This window comes from Bacillus sp. URHA0034 (genome assembly GCF_056280405.1).
The window spans coordinates 5,761,075-5,781,306 of sequence record NZ_JBWCDK010000002.1 but is presented as its reverse complement, the minus strand read 5'-3'; the positions used below and the strand labels follow the sequence as shown (position 1 = coordinate 5,781,306).

General features: G+C 39.2%; 22 protein-coding genes and 1 other annotated feature. Of the genes, 12 read left to right on the top strand and 10 right to left on the bottom strand.

The genetic code is table 11. The features are described 5' to 3' along the window. Positions 1 to 40: 40 nt before the first annotated feature. The 8 genes from treC (at position 41) to ACZ9EE_RS30030 (ending at position 6,294) form a co-directional block, all read left to right on the top strand. On the top strand, positions 41 to 1,711 hold the full coding sequence (gene treC / locus ACZ9EE_RS30065) for an alpha,alpha-phosphotrehalase (protein WP_476032244.1): 1,671 nt from the start codon (positions 41 to 43) through the stop codon (positions 1,709 to 1,711). Positions 1,712 to 1,725: 14 nt separating this feature from the next. Further along, the gene (treR, locus tag ACZ9EE_RS30060; protein WP_476032243.1) at positions 1,726 to 2,433 is read left to right on the top strand and encodes a trehalose operon repressor; all 708 of its coding nucleotides are present in this window, start codon (positions 1,726 to 1,728) and stop codon (positions 2,431 to 2,433) included. Between the two features lie 121 nt (positions 2,434 to 2,554). Then, a complete protein-coding gene (locus tag ACZ9EE_RS30055) occupies positions 2,555 to 3,835 on the top strand; it encodes an S-adenosylmethionine decarboxylase related protein (protein ID WP_476032241.1) in 1,281 nt (426 codons plus the stop codon). Between the two features lie 54 nt (positions 3,836 to 3,889). After that, complete coding sequence (locus ACZ9EE_RS30050; protein ID WP_476033153.1) at positions 3,890 to 4,567, top strand: SOS response-associated peptidase; 678 nt, start codon at positions 3,890 to 3,892, stop codon at positions 4,565 to 4,567. A 228-nt stretch (positions 4,568 to 4,795) separates the two neighbouring features. Beyond that, positions 4,796 to 5,032 (top strand): hypothetical protein, encoded by a 237-nt coding sequence (locus ACZ9EE_RS30045; RefSeq protein WP_476032239.1) that lies wholly within the window; start codon positions 4,796 to 4,798, stop codon positions 5,030 to 5,032. A gap of 47 nt (positions 5,033 to 5,079) precedes the next feature. Next, on the top strand, positions 5,080 to 5,313 hold the full coding sequence (locus ACZ9EE_RS30040) for a hypothetical protein (RefSeq protein WP_476032237.1): 234 nt from the start codon (positions 5,080 to 5,082) through the stop codon (positions 5,311 to 5,313). A gap of 15 nt (positions 5,314 to 5,328) precedes the next feature. Next, complete coding sequence (locus tag ACZ9EE_RS30035) at positions 5,329 to 5,562, top strand: hypothetical protein (protein WP_476032236.1); 234 nt, start codon at positions 5,329 to 5,331, stop codon at positions 5,560 to 5,562. Between the two features lie 111 nt (positions 5,563 to 5,673). Beyond that, positions 5,674 to 6,294, top strand: coding sequence for an RraA family protein (locus ACZ9EE_RS30030; protein ID WP_476032235.1), 621 nt, complete (start codon positions 5,674 to 5,676; stop codon positions 6,292 to 6,294). Positions 6,295 to 6,337: 43 nt separating this feature from the next. On the opposite strand, the gene ACZ9EE_RS30025 is transcribed toward ACZ9EE_RS30030, so the two are convergent. Then, complete coding sequence (locus ACZ9EE_RS30025; RefSeq protein WP_476032234.1) at positions 6,338 to 6,784, bottom strand: GNAT family N-acetyltransferase; 447 nt, start codon at positions 6,782 to 6,784, stop codon at positions 6,338 to 6,340. A 138-nt stretch (positions 6,785 to 6,922) separates the two neighbouring features. On the opposite strand from ACZ9EE_RS30025, the gene yyaC reads away from it, so the two are divergent. Further along, on the top strand, positions 6,923 to 7,522 hold the full coding sequence (gene yyaC, locus ACZ9EE_RS30020; protein WP_476032233.1) for a spore protease YyaC: 600 nt from the start codon (positions 6,923 to 6,925) through the stop codon (positions 7,520 to 7,522). Between the two features lie 838 nt (positions 7,523 to 8,360). Here yyaC and ACZ9EE_RS30015 read toward each other — a convergent pair. Together ACZ9EE_RS30015 and ACZ9EE_RS30010 are read right to left on the bottom strand one after the other, a co-directional pair. Further along, positions 8,361 to 8,819 carry a hypothetical protein gene (locus ACZ9EE_RS30015; RefSeq protein ID WP_476032232.1) on the bottom strand — a complete coding sequence of 153 codons (459 nt, stop codon included), beginning with the start codon at positions 8,817 to 8,819 and terminating at the stop codon, positions 8,361 to 8,363. Positions 8,820 to 9,051: 232 nt separating this feature from the next. Beyond that, positions 9,052 to 9,459 carry an SET domain-containing protein gene (locus ACZ9EE_RS30010; RefSeq protein ID WP_476032231.1) on the bottom strand — a complete coding sequence of 136 codons (408 nt, stop codon included), beginning with the start codon at positions 9,457 to 9,459 and terminating at the stop codon, positions 9,052 to 9,054. 232 nt (positions 9,460 to 9,691) lie between these two features. Between ACZ9EE_RS30010 and ACZ9EE_RS30005 the strand changes: the two genes are divergently transcribed. Then, entirely contained in the window at positions 9,692 to 10,096 is a 405-nt protein-coding gene (locus ACZ9EE_RS30005) for a hypothetical protein (RefSeq protein ID WP_476032230.1), read from the top strand. A gap of 47 nt (positions 10,097 to 10,143) precedes the next feature. Here the strand turns inward: ACZ9EE_RS30005 and ACZ9EE_RS30000 are convergent, their stop codons facing one another. The 3 genes from ACZ9EE_RS30000 to ACZ9EE_RS29990 form a co-directional block, all read right to left on the bottom strand. Continuing rightward, a complete protein-coding gene (locus ACZ9EE_RS30000) occupies positions 10,144 to 10,497 on the bottom strand; it encodes a hypothetical protein (protein WP_476032229.1) in 354 nt (117 codons plus the stop codon). Positions 10,498 to 10,624: 127 nt separating this feature from the next. Next, positions 10,625 to 11,140, bottom strand: a complete 516-nt coding sequence (locus ACZ9EE_RS29995) for a YbaK/EbsC family protein (protein WP_476032228.1) — start codon at positions 11,138 to 11,140, stop codon at positions 10,625 to 10,627. A 423-nt stretch (positions 11,141 to 11,563) separates the two neighbouring features. Next, entirely contained in the window at positions 11,564 to 12,799 is a 1,236-nt protein-coding gene (locus ACZ9EE_RS29990; protein ID WP_476032227.1) for an IS110 family RNA-guided transposase, read from the bottom strand. A gap of 334 nt (positions 12,800 to 13,133) precedes the next feature. Here ACZ9EE_RS29990 and ACZ9EE_RS29985 point away from each other — a divergent pair, with 334 nt between their 5' ends. Further along, positions 13,134 to 13,553, top strand: coding sequence for a hypothetical protein (locus ACZ9EE_RS29985; protein WP_476032226.1), 420 nt, complete (start codon positions 13,134 to 13,136; stop codon positions 13,551 to 13,553). A gap of 338 nt (positions 13,554 to 13,891) precedes the next feature. On the opposite strand, the gene ACZ9EE_RS29980 is transcribed toward ACZ9EE_RS29985, so the two are convergent. Beyond that, on the bottom strand, positions 13,892 to 14,611 hold the full coding sequence (locus tag ACZ9EE_RS29980; RefSeq protein ID WP_476032225.1) for a YebC/PmpR family DNA-binding transcriptional regulator: 720 nt from the start codon (positions 14,609 to 14,611) through the stop codon (positions 13,892 to 13,894). Between the two features lie 222 nt (positions 14,612 to 14,833). Then, positions 14,834 to 16,099: a threonine ammonia-lyase IlvA gene (gene ilvA, locus ACZ9EE_RS29975; protein WP_476032224.1), complete on the bottom strand. Its 1,266-nt coding sequence runs from the start codon at positions 16,097 to 16,099 to the stop codon at positions 14,834 to 14,836. A 63-nt stretch (positions 16,100 to 16,162) separates the two neighbouring features. Continuing rightward, positions 16,163 to 16,411: a binding site (T-box leader), on the bottom strand. Positions 16,412 to 16,677: 266 nt separating this feature from the next. Between ilvA and ACZ9EE_RS29970 the strand changes: the two genes are divergently transcribed. Continuing rightward, on the top strand, positions 16,678 to 17,193 hold the full coding sequence (locus tag ACZ9EE_RS29970; protein ID WP_476032223.1) for a gamma carbonic anhydrase family protein: 516 nt from the start codon (positions 16,678 to 16,680) through the stop codon (positions 17,191 to 17,193). Positions 17,194 to 17,343: 150 nt separating this feature from the next. Here ACZ9EE_RS29970 and ACZ9EE_RS29965 read toward each other — a convergent pair whose 3' ends face one another. Together ACZ9EE_RS29965 and ACZ9EE_RS29960 are read right to left on the bottom strand one after the other, a co-directional pair. Then, positions 17,344 to 18,672: an MDR family MFS transporter gene (locus ACZ9EE_RS29965; protein WP_476032221.1), complete on the bottom strand. Its 1,329-nt coding sequence runs from the start codon at positions 18,670 to 18,672 to the stop codon at positions 17,344 to 17,346. 208 nt (positions 18,673 to 18,880) lie between these two features. Beyond that, positions 18,881 to 20,089 (bottom strand): ATP-binding protein, encoded by a 1,209-nt coding sequence (locus tag ACZ9EE_RS29960; RefSeq protein WP_476032219.1) that lies wholly within the window; start codon positions 20,087 to 20,089, stop codon positions 18,881 to 18,883. Between the last annotated feature and the right edge of the window lie 143 nt (positions 20,090 to 20,232).

The window sequence follows — 20,232 nt, the reverse complement described above, 5'->3', positions numbered from 1 at the left end:
TCCACATTAGATAAATCAAAAATTTAGGCAGGTGTTTAGTATGTCAACAGCATGGTGGAAGAAAGCAGTCGTCTATCAAATCTATCCAAAAAGCTTTAATGACACAACAGGAAATGGTACCGGAGATATCCGGGGAATTATGGAGAAATTAGACTATTTAAAAGAACTCGGTGTGGATGTCCTTTGGCTGACACCTATTTATAAATCTCCTCAGCGAGATAATGGATATGATATCAGTGATTACTACTCAATTCATGAAGAGTACGGAACGATGGAAGATTTTGATTTGCTGCTTGAAGAAGCACATAAACGCGGCATCAAAATTATTATGGACATCGTTATTAACCATACATCCACTGAGCATGAATGGTTTAAACAAGCCAAGTCTTCTAAAGACAATCCATACAGAGACTTCTACATTTGGAAAGATGGGAAAAATGGCGGGGCCCCTACCAACTGGGAATCTAAATTTGGCGGATCCGCTTGGGAATACGATGAAACCACCGAACAATACTATCTTCATTTATTCGATGTAACACAAGCGGACTTAAACTGGGAAAATGAAAAGCTCCGCGCCGCATTATATGAGATGATGCACTTTTGGTTAAAGAAAGGCGTTGACGGCTTCCGTTTAGATGTCATTAATTTAATTTCTAAAGACCAGCACTTCCCTCAGGATGACAGTGACGGCCGCAAGTTTTATACAGATGGTCCTAGAATTCATGAATTCTTACATGAAATGAATGAACAAGTATTTTCGAAATATGATATTATGACCGTTGGAGAAATGTCTTCGACTTCCATCGATAATTGTATTCGTTACACGAACCCTGACCAACAAGAATTAAATATGACCTTTAGCTTTCATCACCTAAAAGTGGATTATCCGAATGGTGATAAATGGACAAAAGCGGATTTTGATTTTCAAGCTTTGAAAGATATCTTGTCTAAATGGCAAATTGAAATGAACGAAGGCGGCGGCTGGAATGCCCTCTTCTGGTGCAATCATGACCAGCCAAGAGCAGTCTCCCGCTTTGGTGATGACATCCATTATCATAAGGAATCCGCTAAAATGCTCGCAACAACGCTTCATCTGATGCAGGGAACTCCTTATATTTATCAAGGCGAAGAAATCGGAATGACCAATCCAAACTTCAATGCTATAGACGAATACCGTGATGTCGAGTCATTAAATATGTTTCAAATTTTGAAAAATAGAGGCCTTGAAGTGCCAGAAATTCTTGAAATTTTGAAGCAAAAATCCCGCGACAATTCAAGAACGCCTGTTCAATGGAATGATCAAGAAAATGCCGGGTTTACAACGGGCACTCCATGGATTGATACAGCGGCAAATTATAAAGAAATAAACGCTGAAAAAGCGGTTCAAGAATCAGATTCTATCTTTTATCACTATCAAAAGCTGATTCAATTACGCAAAGAGGTCGATGTGATTACGGATGGCGATTTCGAGTTAATTTTAGATCAAGACCCCGACCTTTTTGCTTTTATCAGAACCAGCGGTACAGAAAAAGTACTCGTTCTCAACAATTTTTATGGCCGAGAAAAGAGATTTACACTATCCTCTCAATTAAATCTTGATGAGTCTGATAGTGAAATGTTAATCTCTAACTATGAGGACTCCCCTGCCCATCCTAGCAAGGAAATGGTGCTGCGGCCTTATGAGTCTATCGTGTACTATCTGAAAAATTGATCGGAGATGTCAGTATGACAAACAAGTACTTAACCATTTATAATAGCATTGTTCAGCAAATCAAAAATGGTGAACTAGCACCGCAGACGCTGCTTCCCTCTGAGCATGAGTTAAAGGATCAATATGATACCTCGAGGGAAACGATTCGAAAAGCACTAAATTTGCTCTCACAAAATGGCTATATTCAAAAGGTTCGAGGAAAAGGTTCCATTGTCATTGACATCAGTAAATTTGACTTTCCAGTCAGTGGTTTAGTCAGTTTTAAGGAACTAGCAAGTAAAATGGGCAGTAAACCAAAAACCATTGTCAATGAGCTTGCCTTAATAAAGCCCGATGGCTACATCCGCCAACAACTGCAGTTAGGTGGTAAAGATCTGGTTTGGAAGGTTGTTCGGACAAGGGAAATGGGCGGAGAAAAAATCATTTTAGATAAAGATTACGTATGCAGCAGTCTTGTTCCTTCGCTAACGGAAGAAATCTGTGCGGACTCGATCTATGAATATCTAGAAAATGAATTAAAGCTGACGATCAGCTTTGCAAAAAAGGAGATTGTTGTGGAAGAACCAAGCGCCGAAGACCGTTCTCTGCTTGATCTTGAAGGTTTTCACAATGTCGTGGTCATCAAAAACTATGTCTATTTAGACGACGCCACACTGTTTCAATACACGGAATCAAGGCACCGTCCCGATAAATTCCGTTTTGTAGATTTCGCAAGAAGATAATAACTCCCGTTAGGAGACCTTTCCATAAAAGGTCTCCTATTCTTTTTTTGTTACAGTTTGTCCAACCATCCCGCTATTTTTGGCATATTCTATTAAGAATCCAAAAAATCGAGGTGATAAAATGAACGATAGGAAACTCGTCATGACGATCCTAGGCAGTGCAGGCGGTCTCGCAAGACCACTGCTCGCTCTCTTAAATAAAGCAAGCCTAGATCAGCATGATCCCCTTCATCAAAAGCTTTTCAACAGTTCCATCCATTTAATTGACTACAACCAAAGAACATTAGATTATTATCAGTGCATCTGCCCCAATCTTATCCACCGATTAAAAATCCATCAGATTGATTTAAAGGACACGATTATTGTTAGGAACTATTTAAAAAGATCTCATACATCCATCGTCATAGACGTATCATTAGCTGATACAGTTGAAATGTTAGACTGCTGCAACCAACTGGGTATACATTATGTTAACAGTGCTTTGGAAAATATCTATATCAATGACCATGTTAATGAATACAAAGGCTTTCCGCTGATTGAACGACTTCGTTTTTTTGAAAAGTATAAAAAGGAATATACCAGCTTAAAAGCGATTATCTGTTCCGGGATGAACCCTGGTGTTGTTCAATGGATGGCCATTGAACTGATCAATCATTATCCTAACGAGCACCCTCTTGCCTGCTTAATTGTCGAACATGATTCCTCCTTCTTAACACCTCGGACTGCTGCTAAACAGGATGTCATTTATACGACTAGACCGCCTGAAGGTTTCCTGAATTTAGCCATGCAAAGTTTTCCGATGTTCATGAAAAATAAGACCCCGCTCTTCCTTTATGAACAGGTCTTTGACTTAGAATTCAGAGCAACATTAGGAGACAAGCCGTTCCATGGCTGTTTAATGCCGCACGAAGCCGTTTATTTCTTGAGCAAACAGTTTAATATGGAAGGTGGATACTTATATAAAGTAAATGATCATACAACAAGTCTGCTTCGAGAGAATTCAAATCATCCGGATAAGATAGGGAAGTTGAATAGGGAGGTTCTCGACCCCCTCCAATCCCCTCTTGATGGAGAGAATTTGGTAGGGGTTCTCCTCGTCTATCCTGATAAAGAACGATATATGTATCATGTCTTATCCAATGAATGTGTAATGGAGCGTTATAAAACCAACGCAGCCAATTTTCAGGCTGCCTGCGGTTTATACGCAGCCCTCGCCGTTATACTAAAAGACACAATCGCAAATGGAGTTTATTATGTGGACGAGCTTTTATTACAAACAAATAATCAATATGGACATTACCTCTCTTATAATCTAACAGACTTTGTTTTAGGGGAAAATACTCAGACAGATGGTCTCATATTAGAACGGATGAAAAATCTACGTAATAGGAATCTTTTGTAATCCAATCCAGCAATTGCTACAATAAATGTAACTTTAATTCTTGAGGTGAATATAATGTGCGGCCGCTTCACATTAACAGCATCCATTGATGAAATTATTGATCGTTTCGATATCCAATCCTTTCTAAACGAGGAGCTGTATGCCCCAAGTTATAATATTGCTCCCTCACAGTTGGTTCTGGCTGTCATTAATGATGGATCATCAAACCGCATGGGCTTTTTAAAATGGGGCCTTGTTCCACCGTGGGCGAGCGATCCCTCGATAGGAAATAAAATGATTAATGCCCGAGCAGAAACAATTACCGATAAACCCAGTTTCCGTAATGCCTTTAAGAAGAAACGCTGTTTAGTCATTGCTGACAGCTTTTATGAATGGAAACGCCATAGTGATAAAACGAAGACCCCTATGCGGATCAAATTAAAGACCAATGAATTATTCGCCATGGCAGGGCTCTGGGAAGGTTATAGGACACCGGACGGTAAAACACTATATTCTTGTTCTGTCATCACAACGGATCCCAATGAATTAATGAAAGACATTCATGATCGGATGCCTGTCATTTTAAAACGTGAAGATGAGCCCCTCTGGCTTAACCCTGACATTGCCGATCCAAGTAAGTTAACTCCCATGCTTATTCCCTTTGATGAAAATTTAATGGAGACGTACGAGGTTTCTACCTTGGTGAATTCACCCAGGAATAATACGATTGAGCTAATCCAAAAAATTTGTTAAGCCCTTTTTTTAAAAAAATTTTTTAAAATGGACATGTTCACTACATGCACGTACAAGCACCAACATATGCTGTACTAACCCATAAAAGTTTTCCTTCTTTCGAAAGTGGCAGACCCACTTTCTTTTTTTTGTGTCTTGACGGTAATCTGTCAATTGTTCTTATCCCCCCTCCATCTGAATATATTATGAGATACAGCATTGTGGTTCCTTTTAGGAAGGAGGATAAAGGTGTTTTTTATCCCAACGATTGTAAATATTGGCGATGTGAAGATTAATAGTCCAGACCATTCAAGTTCTATAAATGTTGGACCGACCTTGCTTAAAGGAATGAATGTCTCTGGCAAAAAATCGCAAGGTTTTGGCCAGCAAATGGCCGATGATACAGTTACCGTTATTCCCATCCATCTTATTCTAGATGATGATCTCATCGATTCTCCTAACAGTAAGCAAAACAGTCTTGGATAAAAACTCCTTACAAAGGATGATAAAATTTATACTTAGGAGTGATATATTTGAATCTCGCCCCAATGGCCATAAATTTTTTAGGCTTTAAAGTGAATACAGTGGATAATGCCTCATTCATTAATCTTGGACCCAATCAGTTTTTTGATCAATTTATCTCCTATAAAAGGAACCAAGGGGTTGGCGAACAAAACGGTGATTTATCACCGGTCAACATCCCGATCTCCTATGTCGTCGATCCAGATTTAACGGACAGCAACACCACGAAAAACAGTTTGGTGTAATAAGGGGGAATCCAGTTGATTTTTGCACCCATGAACGTCAATCTTGGTGATATGAAAGTCAATGTATTCGACCATGGCTCCATTCTCAACATGGGACCGAATCAAATAACCGATGTGTTTATTTCCTATAAACGGAATCAAGGCTATGGTGAACAAAATGGGGATATTGCCCCTATGCTGATCCCAATCTCATTTTTATTAGATAATGATGTGAGTGACGCTGCAACTGTGAAAAATAGTATTTTATAAAAACACTGTGGGGACTTCTTTCTAAGGAAGTTCCTTTTTTTTGAAATTTCCCAATTTTTATAAAACAAGTTATAATAATTGATGGAAATTTAATGGAGAGGAGCTTTTATCATGGACCAGATCGTGGATAAGTTTCGGGAAATTCCTACAACCTGTATTTCTGATGCAATGAAAGGGTTAAATAATTTACACCCTTCTATTAAACCCATCGAAGGACATTACAAACTGGCAGGGAGAGCGTTTACCGTTAAAACCCCAGTTGGTGACAATCTTGCTGTCTTAAAAGCCATCCGTGAAGCGAATCCTGGTGATATTATCGTAGTCGATGCAAAAGGGGATGAATATCGAGCGATTGCTGGGGATTTTTTTATAGGAATGGCAAAAACCCTTGGCATTGGCGGTTTAGTCGCAGATGGAGCGATTCGTGATCTCATGGGAATCAAGGATTTGAACTTTCCCGTCTTCGCCAAAGGAACAACGGTTGCGGCTAGCGCCAAAGACGGAGGTGGAGAAATCAATGTACCGATCTCCTGCGGCGGCGTGTCTGTCGAGCCTGGTGACATCATTGTAGGCGATGTTGACGGGGTTATCGTGATTCCTCATGCACGGGAACAGGAAATCCTGAAAGGTTCGTTGGACAAATTAAAACAAGATCACATCCGCGAAGATATGATCTCAGGCAATGTTGAAAAAACCATTAAATTTTTAGATGAACTTCTAGCTAAAAAATAGCTCTTTCCTGCCCCTTTTCCGAACCGGTTTTGGGGTGGTTTTTTCATTCCTGCCAAATAGAATAATAATAAAAGAAATTTGCTTCTTTTTTAAAGCCTATTTTTTCATAGAGTCTTTGGGCGTTAACGTTATCGTTTGCTGTTTCTAAAAACAGTCCCTTTGCTCCTGTTTCTGTTGCGAATTGAATAGCTGTTTTTAATAAATTCTCGCCAACGCCTCTTCCTCTGGTTTCCTTTTTTACATAAAGATCATTTAAAATCCATGAAGACTTCATGCTGACACTTGAAAAGGAAGGATATAGTTGAACAAACCCCAGTGGCTGACCGCCGTCAAATGCAATAAAGGCAACAGATTCATCCTTGCTGATTCTTTCCCTTAAGTACTGTCTAGCTTTTTCCAAATCCGATTCTTGCTGGTAAAACAGCCGGTACAAATCAAACAACTCTGTTAGCGGCTCCAGTTCATTTATGGTTGCTCGTTGGATAAACATTTATAGTCCCCCTTGTACTCTCAATAAACAAATTATAGCAATATTTACCACTCGATAGATTTTTATTTTAACAGGAAGGATTATTCTATGTAAATGAAGAATTCTTTTTTGAAGTCATCATAGTGGGGTGTTTGAATAGTGGGAATTAAACAGTACAACAGCGAATCAAAGTTTCTTGAGAAGGTAATACCGTATAATGATCGTCTAGCACCTCTATTCATTCGCAACAGCTTATATTCACTCATTCCAGAAGGAACCAAGCACATTTATGTGGTGGGAATTGGTTCGAATTTGATAAGCGGCGACAGTTTGGGACCCTTTGTTGGGACTTTGCTTCGTAATATTTTTCCTAATCACTTAACGGTACTGGGGAATCTTGAGTGCCCAATGGATGCAGCCACCATCGTACCGAAAATTTCAGGGCATATCTTTCCAAAAAACAGCTTTGTCATTTCAATTGATAGTGTGCTAGGCTCTGTAGACTTCGTTAACTCGATTGTATTACGATCAGGACCGCTGCAGCCGGGCCTAGGCCTCGGGCAAAACCTCCCTCCAATTGGAGACTGCAGTGTCATGGGGGTCGTGCTGACAAATGAGTCCGTATTGGGAAGTGCTTTATTATATACGAATCTGCATCTGATCTACACGATGGCTACTAATATAGCCAAAGGTATTTCGCTGGCAGTTAGGCAATTTTTTAATTATCCTTCCGATCATCCTATTTTGTATGTTAACTAATAGCCATCTTAAATAAAAAAAACCTTGAAGGAGCCTAAGTTCAGTTTTAAGGTAGAAAAACTAAATTATAACTGTATTTTTCAGTCCAATTCGCAAGATGGCTGAATTACTTCAATCCTGTCCAAAGTCGAGGCTTCTTCGGACAGCAGATGGTTAAATTACTTCAGTCCTGTCCAAAGTCGAGGCATCTTCGGACAGCAGATGGTTAAATTACTTCAGTCCTGTCCGAAGTCGAGGCTTCTTCGGACAGCAGATGGTTAAATTACTTCAATCCTGTCCAAAGTCGAGGCTTCTTTGGACAGCAGATGGCTAAATTACTTCAGTCCTGTCCGAAGTCGAGACATCTTCGGACAGCAGATGGATAAATTACTTCAATCCTGTCCGAAGTCGAGGCTTCTTCGGACAGCAGATGGTTAAATTACTTCAGTCCTGTCCGAAGTCGAGGCTTCTTCGGACAGCAGATGGATAAATTACTTCAATCCTGTCCGAAGTCGAGGCTTCTTCGGACAGCAGATGGATAAATTACTTCAATCCTGTCCGAAGTCGAGGAATCTTCGGACAGCGGATGGCTAAATTACTTCAGTCCTGTCCAAAGTCAGGAAATCTTCCTACAAATATGTTTTCCGACACGCTAAAAAAACGCTCGGTTTCCCAAGCGTTTTTTTGCTAATTCATTTGCTAATTTACGTACAAAAGCAGTGTTAATTAGGTTGATAGTTCAGTTGTGCGTTTTAATTTTCTACTTGATAACGAACTGCTTAAAAGTTGCCAAGGCTTTCTTTGTTATTTTGGCTTTATTTATTCGACGGAGAAACTACATTCCTCCCTGTCCACCCATTCAACCAAGGCCACCTTGACCTGAGAAACCTCCCATGCCGCCATGTCCTGGGTATCCACCCATGCCTCCATGTCCGTCATGGCCTGGGTATCCGCCCATGCCTCCATGTCCGTCATGGCCCGGGTATCCGCCCATGCCTCCATGTCCTGGGTATCCTCCACCCCAGCCGCCGTGCCAGCCATGTCCTGGGTATCCTCCACCCCAGCCGCCATGCATACCATATCCTGGATAACCTGTTCCCATGCCGCCAAAGCCGCCCATTCCTGGGTAGCCTGTTCCCATGCCGCCAAAGCCGCCCATTCCTGGGTAGCCTGCTCCCATGCCGCCAAAGCCGCCCATACCCGGGTAGCCTGTTCCCATGCCGCCCATTCCTGTTCCCATGCCGCCCATTCCTGGGTAGCCTCCCATACTCATGCTTCCATAACCATCCATACCTGGATATCCACCTGTTCCCATCATTTCGAGCATCTCTCCTTTATATAGGTTACAGTCTAGAATATGTTTAAACATAAAAAAGGCATGGGCTAATGTCTAAGTTTCTTAAACTACTTGGGTTTATGGTTTAGTTAAACTGATTCTAATGGAGTGCATCCATTTAATTCCTGGGTCATCTGCCCCCGGCTGTCTAAAGCTAAAAAAAAGAGCACAAAAGTTGTGCTCTTTCAATCAGTGGTAATTAGTTTCCATCGATTTAATTATCATTAGTCGATGCTGATTTTTCTTTTTCTTTATCAAACCAAAGTGGTTCATCATCATCAACATCACCATTATAGTTGATGAGAATCTCTTCTCCTGCTTTAATATCCTTGTACGCAAAGAAATCAAAGGTATGGTTGGGAAAGTTAATTTCATATGTTGCATTTGGCTGATAGGAATGGTTAAACAGCATACCATACCCCAAAAGAATGGCGGTATGATTGATTCCATATTCAAATGCATAATCCGCTAATAAAGTTTTTTCGATATGAACGTGTTCCTCATTTGGATAAGGAAGAACCGGTGCTTGATGAATCAACTCGCCCTTTGCGATATCACACGTCGCAAAAACCCCTCGATTCAATTCCCCATCACTAAGCTTTGATGTTTTTACCTCTATCATATTAATCACCTATTTGTTCTTTCTAAAGAAGATTTATCACTATTAAGCTTGCCAGACTATAGACAAGAAAGCAAATACTTTTTAAAACCATTTTGGTGCCTGTCACCATTAAGTAGGTTCCTAAAGTGTTAAACTTGTTCTTAAGGCTGCTGCAATAATTGTTCGTTTGGGTCATATTCACCACTGTACCAACATATTATAGAATATACGTTCGTATAGGGAGGCTGGCAGCATGGTTAGCAACAATGAGTCCTTGATTACTGGTGATATGTTACTGAGGTATTATGAACTAAATAAACAAAAAAAAGAAATTGAACTGGAAATGGGTCATTTAAAGGACGTTTTTCAAACCTATTTTAATCACCTCGTGGGTATCCAGAAAAAAGCTGAAATTACCGTCAGCGGGTTCAAGCTGCAGAGACAAATACGCAAAACAGAGAAATTTCATGAGGTGGAAACCGTTAAAAGATTAGAAGAGTTGAAGATGACAGATCTGATCCAGGTGACCAAAAAACCCGATGATACAAAAATAAAGGCTGCCCTTGATTTAGGACTATTAATGCCAAGCCACTTAGAGGGCTGTATATCGACTAGTTATAGCCCGGCGATATCGGTTAAACCGGTGACCCCTAGATAAAAGAAGAAAAAAGAGCTTGGATCTCCAAGCTCTTTTTATATGAATATCTATACTTTTTCACTTACTATTGCAGTCTCATCCATCTTTTTCAGGATAAAACAGGTTCCATCTTCAGCAAAGTATAAACATTCACCTTGTTGAACATTGAAATTGACATTCTCTTTATCATAAATTAATTTCTTTACCTTAACGAATTGTTCAACCAATTCACGGTCTGGATTAACAATAATTCCTGTATCTCCATTTGTTGTAACAAATCCTTTTGGGTCGTTCTTCCGTTCCGGCTTCAGTTCAGCAGACCAACTAGCATTTAAAAGAACCGTCCCCACATTCACTCTTGACTTTCTGGTTTGAATCGACCAAGTTTTCCGGCAATTACAGCGGTATATTTTGAATTTCATCACCCGATTCCTTCTTCCTATGATGATTATCGTTGTTAAATTCAAAATAAAATCACTATAATTATATTAATCATTATGGCAATTTATTAATAAATCCCCCATTTAGATAGGTAAAAAGGAAGATCCTCTAAGCCTGTATTTGTTGATTAACCGTCGCCGTCACTTCGTCCTCTCCCCAGCCTTTACAGACATCTACCCACTCCCTGGCAGCCGAGTATTCAAATAATTCTTCCTTCGTTAATTCAATGGCAGAATTGGTGCTGCCACATGCGGGAAAGACCGTCTCAAACCGCTGCATGGAAACATCAAGGTAAACCGCTAGGTCATTTTTCAAACCAAATGGACAAACCCCTCCAATCGCATGGCCTGTTTGCTCAAGCACCTCATCTGGCGACAACATACGAGCTTTATAACCAAAGAAGTGGCGAAATTTCTTATTATCAATTTTGGCATCTCCGGCCGCTACGATTAAAATCGCTTGTTCCTCAGACCCTCGAAAGGATAATGTTTTGGCAATTCGTGCTGGAATTACACCAATTGTTTCTGCAGCTTGGTCTACGGTTGCACTGGATGTTTCAAATTCCATTACATCCTGCTCCCGATTCCACTGTTCAAAATGCTTTTTAACACTCTCAAATGACAATTTACTCATCCTTTCCTTTTTTTACAATATTAGAATAATAGCACACTTTTTTAGATTAAAGCGAATGGATGGCTTAGAAAACAGTCTCCCAGCTAAAAAATCATTCCAAGTGGGGTTCTTTATTCATCAATTTTTTATGATATCCTGAGTTAGGGCCAAACTGGGATGTATAGAAAAAGCAGACCGATTAACGGCCTGCTTGCTTGTTTATTCACCAAGATCTACGTTGTGGTAATAGTAATGGTCTTTATCAATCACTTTTTTGTATTATATTTAGAACTATTATTAAACCAGCTAATAGTTTGTCAACATTTTTCACTAAAAAACTTAAATTACCCATGCTATACTAAAAATGCGCATGCCAAATACCCCTCCGTTAAATGGTTACTGGAAGGTTTTTCAGTATTTGGTTAGGTGTGGTTTCTAAGCAATATCATGGAATGTGGTCTTGTTTTTTAATATGGCATAAATCCAATGTAAGAGCTTATTTACACAAGCAATAACGGCTACTTTGTAAAGCTTACCTTCACTACGTTTTTTATCGTAATATGCTCTTAATCTTTTATTTCTAGGGATTATCTCATCACTCGTTTTCTTTTTCCGAGCGTCACGAATTCCAGCACGAACAGCCATGTACAAAGCATGCCTTAGTCGGCTTGAACCACGTTTCGTAATTCGAACGAGCGTAGCTTTAAATTTACCGGATTCAAATACTTCTGGATCAACTCCAGCGAATGCGACGAGCTTTTTAGGGTGATTAAACCGGTCTATCTCACCAATTTCGGAAATAATCGTTGCCGCGATTTTTTCTCCAATACCTGGGATAGATTGGATAATCTTATATTCTTCAATTTCCTTAGCGAGAGTATCTATCTCTGCCTCTAACTTGGATAGATGCTCTTTATACTGAAGAAGCATATCAATATACATACTCAAGCTTAATAAATGACTTTTGTACAAAGTTTCTTGGAATGGATTTCGAGCTGCCGCATTCTTAAGATTTTGTACCTTTTCTTTTATCCATTTTTTTGATCCATGTTTATATAACTCTTTTATCCCATTAGCTAACTCATCTTCACTAACAGCTAATATATCTTTTGATGTAGGATATTTTTGCAGGGTAAGTAAAGATACTACAGAGTATAACTCCCCAAAAACTCCCTTAAATTCGGGAAATACTTGATCTAATACTGCTTGAAATTGTAATTTGGTTTGTACATATATCTCAGTTATATTCGCATGTTGCCTTGTGAGATTACGTAGGTTTAAGAGTCGTATTCCTCGCTTTTTATAGGGCTCTAGCTCCTCTTTATAGTAAAGCTCGCAGAGGCGATAGGCATCAACTGCATCTGTTTTCACTTTTCGTAAACTTGAACTTTTAGCTCTATGAGAAATCAGTGGATTAACAATTATTAATAAATAAAGACGCTCCTCCAAATACTTCACTACTGGGGTATGATAATGTCCTGTAGCTTCCAAAACAACCGAAGGTCGCTGACCTGTTATTTCTTTTATCTTTTTGAGAAACTCTAACAATTTCCCTAGTCCATTAAGATTATGCTCAAAACAAAAGCTCTTACCGTATGGTTTTCCTTTATCCAGGAATGCTTGAACTTCACTTTTCCCTTTTGATACATCCAGACCAACTACTGGATTCATTAAATCTCCTCCTCCAAAAAATAAATTCACCGGTACCCCTAATCCTTCTTGTAGTATCATAGCTTCGCTTGTTATACGAGATCATAGTCCCAACCAGCCTCAAACATGTTTCCACAAGTAGGGGGCGAACGGTTTAACTGACGAGGTCTAAGCCCCACGGGCAGGTACGTTCTACCCCGGCTACCGTTATAATACAACCATATAAAAAAGGTTCAACCAGAAATATCTGGCTGAACCTATAATACGAACGTGGCAGGTTACTTTAAGATTGATTATAATTGAATAAAGAACTTAACTAAGAGGTGTTGCTGTTTCTTAATTAAGGAGGTATATGATGAAGTTTTTTATAAAGTTAAATACTCTTAGTGCCATATACGCTGTAGCGTTGTTTATAGCAATCGAACTCATAATAAATGTAACTCATATTAGTACGTTAACTGGCTGGGAATGGGATAATGTTTACATTGCAATTGCTGCTATTAATGTTAGTGGACTTCTACTTTCAACAATTTTATTCATTTACTTAACAAAAAAATGGACTATAGGTAGAAAATACAGCTATTTGTCACTCCTTCTGTGGTTACCATATTTTGTGCTTTTTTTCTCTTTTTTCCCTGCAGTTTTACCTATTAATGCAGGAATAACACTTTTTCCGAGATATAGCCTTCTGATTTATGGGTCTGTGATTCTGTATCCAGTTTACATATTATTTATAAATCTATATGCTTCACCTCTAAATACAGATTATGAGTAAATAAGGGATTAATAATGCAGGTCACCTTTTCCAACTTATTCATCTCGCTTTTAGTTCTAATTCCTCTTTTTACCACTTTAAAGGGTAAGTATAATAAAGATATTAATTTCCCCCCTTTTTATACTTTGTGACTTCGTTTAAATAACGGGGTCTCTTTTTTTATATAAATGTCTTCTATATTCATACAAAAAAACCCACCTTTGTTTGAATTTCTCATACAAAAGTGGGTTTAATATTTGTCACTGTAAATTACAGTGGTTTTGTGTAAGTATGTCACAGTTACATAATTTAAGCCTATTAACAAAATTCAAAAAGGCTTAGTTTGCCTGCTTGCTTGTTTATTCACCGAGATCTACGTTGTGGTATACTCGCTGAACATCCTCTAAATCTTCTAATACATCAATCATTTTCTCGAATTTAGCTAATGCTTCACCATCAAGAGTGATCTCGGTTTGTGGAAGCATCGTTAATTCTGCTACAGTAAAATCGGTAATTCCTGCTTGTTTGAAGGCTTCTTGAACGGCATGGAATTGATCTGGCTCCGCATAAACAATCACTTGCTCATCTTCATCCGCGATATCACGTACATCTACATCTGCTTCCATTAACAGTTCAAGGACATCATCGGACGATTTGCCCTCAATACCAATTACAGCTGTAGCATCAAACATATAGGAAACGGAACCGCTGACACCCATGTTACCGCCGTTTTTACCGAAAGCGGCACGCACATCTGCAGCCGTACGATTGACGTTATTTGTTAAGGCATCCACAATAACCATTGATCCGTTTGGTCCAAAGCCTTCATAACGAAGTTCTGTATAGCTTTCTTCAGATCCCCCTTTAGCTTTTTCAATCGCACGGTCAATAATGTGTCTTGGCACATTATAAGTTTTTGCACGTTCTAGGACAAATTTTAATGCTTGGTTAGACTCAGGATTCGGTTCGCCGCTACGAGCAGCTACATAGATTTCAACGCCAAATTTTGCGTAAATACGGCTTGTATTCGCATCCTTTGATGCCTTCTTTTCCTTAATATTATTCCATTTACGTCCCATTCTGAACACTCTCTTTCCCATTTGAATCTTCCAAAATGCTTAAAATGAAAAATGTATTTTTCAATATAACGATTTTGAAGTTCATACAATTTATACTGACTAGAAAACAAGATTTGTTTTCATGCACAAATAATATTATACATTAAATGTTTCATTTGTTAAGTATCCTGTTGGTTAAAACGCTAAAAAAGACCATCCAATATGTGAATGGTCTTTTAAAAATTAAACTAGCATTTGAAATAATGTACTGTCTTTATTTACTTCTCGGTGTAAAAACCCTTTTGTCTTAATCCGTTCAATTAATGGATAATAATCTTCTTTATTTCTCAATTCAATTCCCACCAAAGCAGGGCCGGTTTCCCGGTTATTCTTTTTGGTATATTCAAAATGGCTGATATCATCATTTGGTCCTAACACGTCAAATAAAAATTCACGCAAGGCTCCGGGACGCTGTGGAAATTGAACAATGAAGTAATGCTGAAGCCCTTCATAAAGTTTTGATCTTTCTTTAATTTCTTGCATTCTTCCAATATCATTATTGCCGCCGCTAACGATGCAGACTACCGTTTTTCCCTTGATTTGTTCCGCATAAGAATCTAAGGCGGCAACTGAAAGTGCGCCGGTCGGTTCGACAACAATCGCATTTTCATTATAAAGTGCTAAAAGAGTCGTACATACTTTTCCTTCAGGGATCACCACAATATCATCGACAAGGTCTTTGCAAAGATTGAAGGTTTTCGTACCAACTGTTTTAACAGCCGCCCCATCCACAAATGGGTCAATCTCTTGTAATGAAGTTACTTCACCTTTCAAAATCGATTCCTTCATGCCGGGTGCGCCTTGCGGCTCTACTCCGATTAATTTAGTATGTGGTGAAAAATGCTTTAAATAAGTGCCGCACCCGGCAACAAGACCACCGCCGCCGATGGCTGCAAACAGGTAATCAACTTTTTCTGGACAATCAGCAAGCATTTCAACAGCAACCGTTCCTTGACCGGCAATGACATCGTAATCGTCAAAAGGATGGATAAACGTGCGGTTCTCTGCGAGACTGCATTCCATCGCCTTTTCATAGGCATCATCAAAGGTATCCCCAACTAGGACAATTTCGACGCTGTCTTTGCCCCAAAACCTTACTTGATTTACCTTTTGCTTTGGTGTGGTGCTTGGCATAAAGATTTTGCCATTAATTTTTAACAGGTGGCAGGAATAGGCGACACCTTGTGCATGGTTCCCGGCACTTGCACAAATAATCCCATTTGTTAACTCGTCTTCATTTAACTTTCTAATCCGGTTATAGGCACCACGAATCTTAAAAGAGCGAACGCTTTGCAGATCTTCCCGCTTCAAATAGACATGGCAGCCGTATCGTTCTGATAATAAGTGGTTGTATTGTAATGGTGTTGGTGAAATGACATCCTTGATCGTATGACTAGCAATGATGATGTCCTCCACATTAAAAACTTTTTTATCGACTTGTTGATTCATGCTTTTCTTCCTCCTCTATGAGTACACATTCGTTTATAGACAACAAAAAACTCGCCCCCTGGTTATAGGGACGAGTGAACTCGCGATACCACCCTACTTCCGCTGCCTGAATAAGGCTGCGGCTCTCGATCAACGCACAATCAGCTGTACGTGTTCCAAGTTAACGGTGGACATTCCGGTATAGCTTACTACTGTTCATTCAGCCATACATCTCGGAGATGATCTTCAGATAGTCCTGTTATCGACTCGCACCAACCGTCGACTCTCTAGCAACAAATGAATCTACCTTACTCTTCTCGTCATCAATTCTTATGTAATTTTAGATAAGGTTACCATCGATAAAAAAGTCTGTCAATATTTTTTGACTATTTTAACTATTTTGTTTATTTTAAAGCGCTTACATTGAAATGAGCTGGCAGAGATTACATTAAGTGGGAGAAATAAATAGTGGTATCACCGTTCTCACTGTATATGTATTAAAAATGGTGCCTGTCACCATTATTATCCTTTTTTGTTTGCCAATGGTATAATTGTCGTAGTAGTTATAAGATTCTGATAAATATTTAGGAGGTTTTGTTTTGAAGATTCCTTACAATGGTAAGTCTCCTCTTATTGATGAGTCTGTTTTTATTGCGCCTGGAGCGTATTTAATTGGTGATGTTCAGATTGGTAAGGATTCCACGGTTTGGTTTAATGCGGTGATCCGTGCGGATGACGGGCCTATTATGGTCGGTGAGAGGTGCAGTATTCAGGATAATACAACAATTCACTTATATGAAGGGTTTCCCGTGGTAATTGAAGATGATGTAACGATTGGTCATAATGTCATTTTGCATGGGTGTAAAGTCGGTAAGCGTTCGATCGTAGGCATGGGCTCTACGCTTTTAGATAATGTCGAGGTCGGCGAGGAATGTATTATTGGTGCAAATACTCTCTTAGCCGGTGGAATCAAAATCCCGCCCCGCTCCCTTGTGTTAGGTTCCCCTGGGAAGGTGGTCCGTGAGCTAACAGAAAAAGATTTGCAAATGCTACAGATGTCGAGCGAACATTATGTGCAAAAAGGAAAAGAGTATAGGGAGATTCTTAAAAGGTAGAGGAAATAAAAATAAAGCACAGTCCTCCTTCTGGTAAATGTATACTGTCCACGGGCACAATAATAGGCCTTCAAATAATTAAAAAGGTCCGGTCACAAGTTTGTGACCGAACCCTTCAAATGGTACCTTTAGGCATAAACTGGAGCTCACCTACTGTTCACTTACACCAGCAGCTGTCTTAGCCGGGATCATAAAACTGATCCCAACAGTAACCAAACTTAAAATAAGCGCATAAAGAAACACATTTTTCATTCCAACACTAATACTAGCTGCATGATTAATAATCAAACCCATGATCGTTACCCCAACAGATGTCCCGATGTTTCGCAGGAAAATCTGCAGAGAGGTTGACATCCCTTTAATATGGGCTTCTGCAAACTCTTGAGACGCAATCGTCCCAACCGCGAACAACAAGCCGAAGGCCACCCCTTGGACCATCAAGATAAGAAACAATACAAGATAAGAAACGTCATTGACAAATAAATAAAGCAGAAGACCTGAGATCGTTGTGATAAAGCTGCCTACTATAAATAAAGATTTATAGCCAAACCGAATAATCCATTTCCCTGCCGGGGTGCTGCCAAACATCCAGCCGACCGCAATACTTAAGAGAATCAATCCACTTTTATAAATACTCATATGCTGCCCTTCTTGTAAAAACAATGGAATAAAATTCGAAGTACCAAAAAAGGAAAGGCAGTAAAATAACATAAACAGATTGGTTCTAAGAATCCCTTTATTTTTAAAAAGAGAAACGGGCAGGAAGGGATGTTCTTCCTTTCTTTCGACCAAGATGAAAACGAGCATCCCTATGATCGCAATGACAAGATACCATAAAGGTTGCCTGACATTGGTGGACAAAAGTAAAAGTGCAATTGAAATCCCAAATAAGAAAAATCCCTTGTAGTCAATATGTGCCTTCCGAAATTCCGTTGTTTCTTTGTAAGGTATTAAACATAAGACAGTAGCAATCCCAATTGGAATATTGATGAAGAAAATCCATCTCCATGTTAACGCTTCAACAAAGAAGGAGCCTAAGATTGGACCAATAACAGAAGAAATGGCCCAGATACTACTAAAAACGGCTTGAATTTTCCCACGCCTTTCAATCGTAAATAAATCTCCGACAATGATCATGGAAAGAGGAACCATCCCGCCTGCCCCCAGACCTTGAATGCCTCTAAAAACAATCAGCATAACCATAGAATTAGCGATACCGCAAAGAATAGAACCAAACGTAAATAGTCCAACTGAAATCATTAAAAGCTTCTTCCGACCATACATATCCGATAGTTTCCCGTAAAGCGGCACGGTAATGGTACTTGCTAACATATAGACAGAAAACACCCAGGCAAATAGCTCCATTCCACCGAGCTGCCTTACAATGGTGGGGCTTGCCGTTTGCATAATATTCGCATCAAGTGCGGAAATCAGGGTCGTAATCACGAGACCCCAGAAAACATATTTATTTTTTTTCATAAAACTCCCGTTATCCTCCCTTTTTTTGCCAAATAAAAATTTAGGCGCATTTACTATTATAGCAAAATATCGATTGTTTTTATTAGTAAAAAGGACCCAAATTAAATAAAAAGAGCTCTTATAAACTAGAGCTCTCGCAAGACTAAACAATCACTTATGTATTTTAAAATAGTTTATGATGCTTGTATGGATACAATCGGCAATTATATCATGCAATTGACGGCAAAATAATTTCAATCGTTGTTCCTTTATTTAGCGTACTTTGAATATCAAGGAAGCCATGATGACTTTCAATGATTTTGTAGCAAGTCATGAGGCCTAGTCCTGTCCCCTTTTCCTTTGTGGTATAAAACGGTTCCCCAAGCGTTGGTATTCTTTCTTTTGGGATTCCGACTCCCTCATCTTTTATTCGAATAGAGATTTGTCCTTCTCCCATTTTCCTTACGTTAACCTCAATATTTCCCCCATTGGGCATAGCTTCGATCGCATTTTTAAAGAGATTAAGAAAAACCTGCTTCAATTGATTCTCTTCACAGCTAACCTTCGGCAGATTATCGTCGTACTCAATAGATATCTCCACATTATTTAAGATTGTCTGGGTACTAATTAAGGTCACAACGTCATTTAATAATACCGTCAGGTCGTGATCCAAATAGACCGCCGCCGTTGGTTTGGCCAGGAAAAGAAACTCACCGACAATGGCATTAATCCGATCAAGTTCTGCTAGGACAATATCAAAGTATTCATCTTTTATTTGCTGTGCCTTAAATAACTGGATGAACCCTTTTATAGAAGTAAGTGGGTTGCGGATCTCGTGGGCAATACCAGCAGCCATTTGACCTAAAAGGGCCAGTTTCTCGGATTTCTGCAACAGGTTTTCCGTTTGTTCCTTTCGGTCGGTAATGTCTTTTCCAATCGATAAGATGGCTTCTTTACCACCAAAGGAAATTAATAATGAGGTGACTTCGAAAAAAAATGTTGACCCATCCAATCGTTTTGCCTTGTATTCAATCGTGTTAACAGAACTTCTTTCTTTCTTTACCTGCTTAAATCGTTCATTAAAGCGATGATTATAATCGGGAAGAATAAAATCGAATAAATTTCCCCCAATCATATCCTCCCTGCGCTCATAGCCTGCCATTTGTACAGCCGCAAGATTGGCATAAAGAAAGCGATGATTCTGGGTAATATAGACGGGTTGCGGAAGGGAATCAATTAATGTTTTATAGCTCTCCTCACTAGCTCTTGCTTTTTTTTCATAGTAGCGTGCTTTATCATATTGCCATCCAACAATCCAAGCAATCATCGTAAAAATCAAAAAGTCTAGCGTAAAAAATGGATGGTGATCGGTAAGTTTTTGATAAATGGTAAAAAGAATGGATATCGAAACTAGAATGACCTGCCCTTTTCTTTTCATTTCATACCCCATGAGTGTTATATTTCTGAATTAATAGTTGTTAAATGTGTATATTCGCCAAAAAATTACATTTTCCTTTTAAATCAGCTAATTTTTTTCAGAATTTGTCCCATGCTCAAAAAAGCAGCTTGATTCAAACAAGC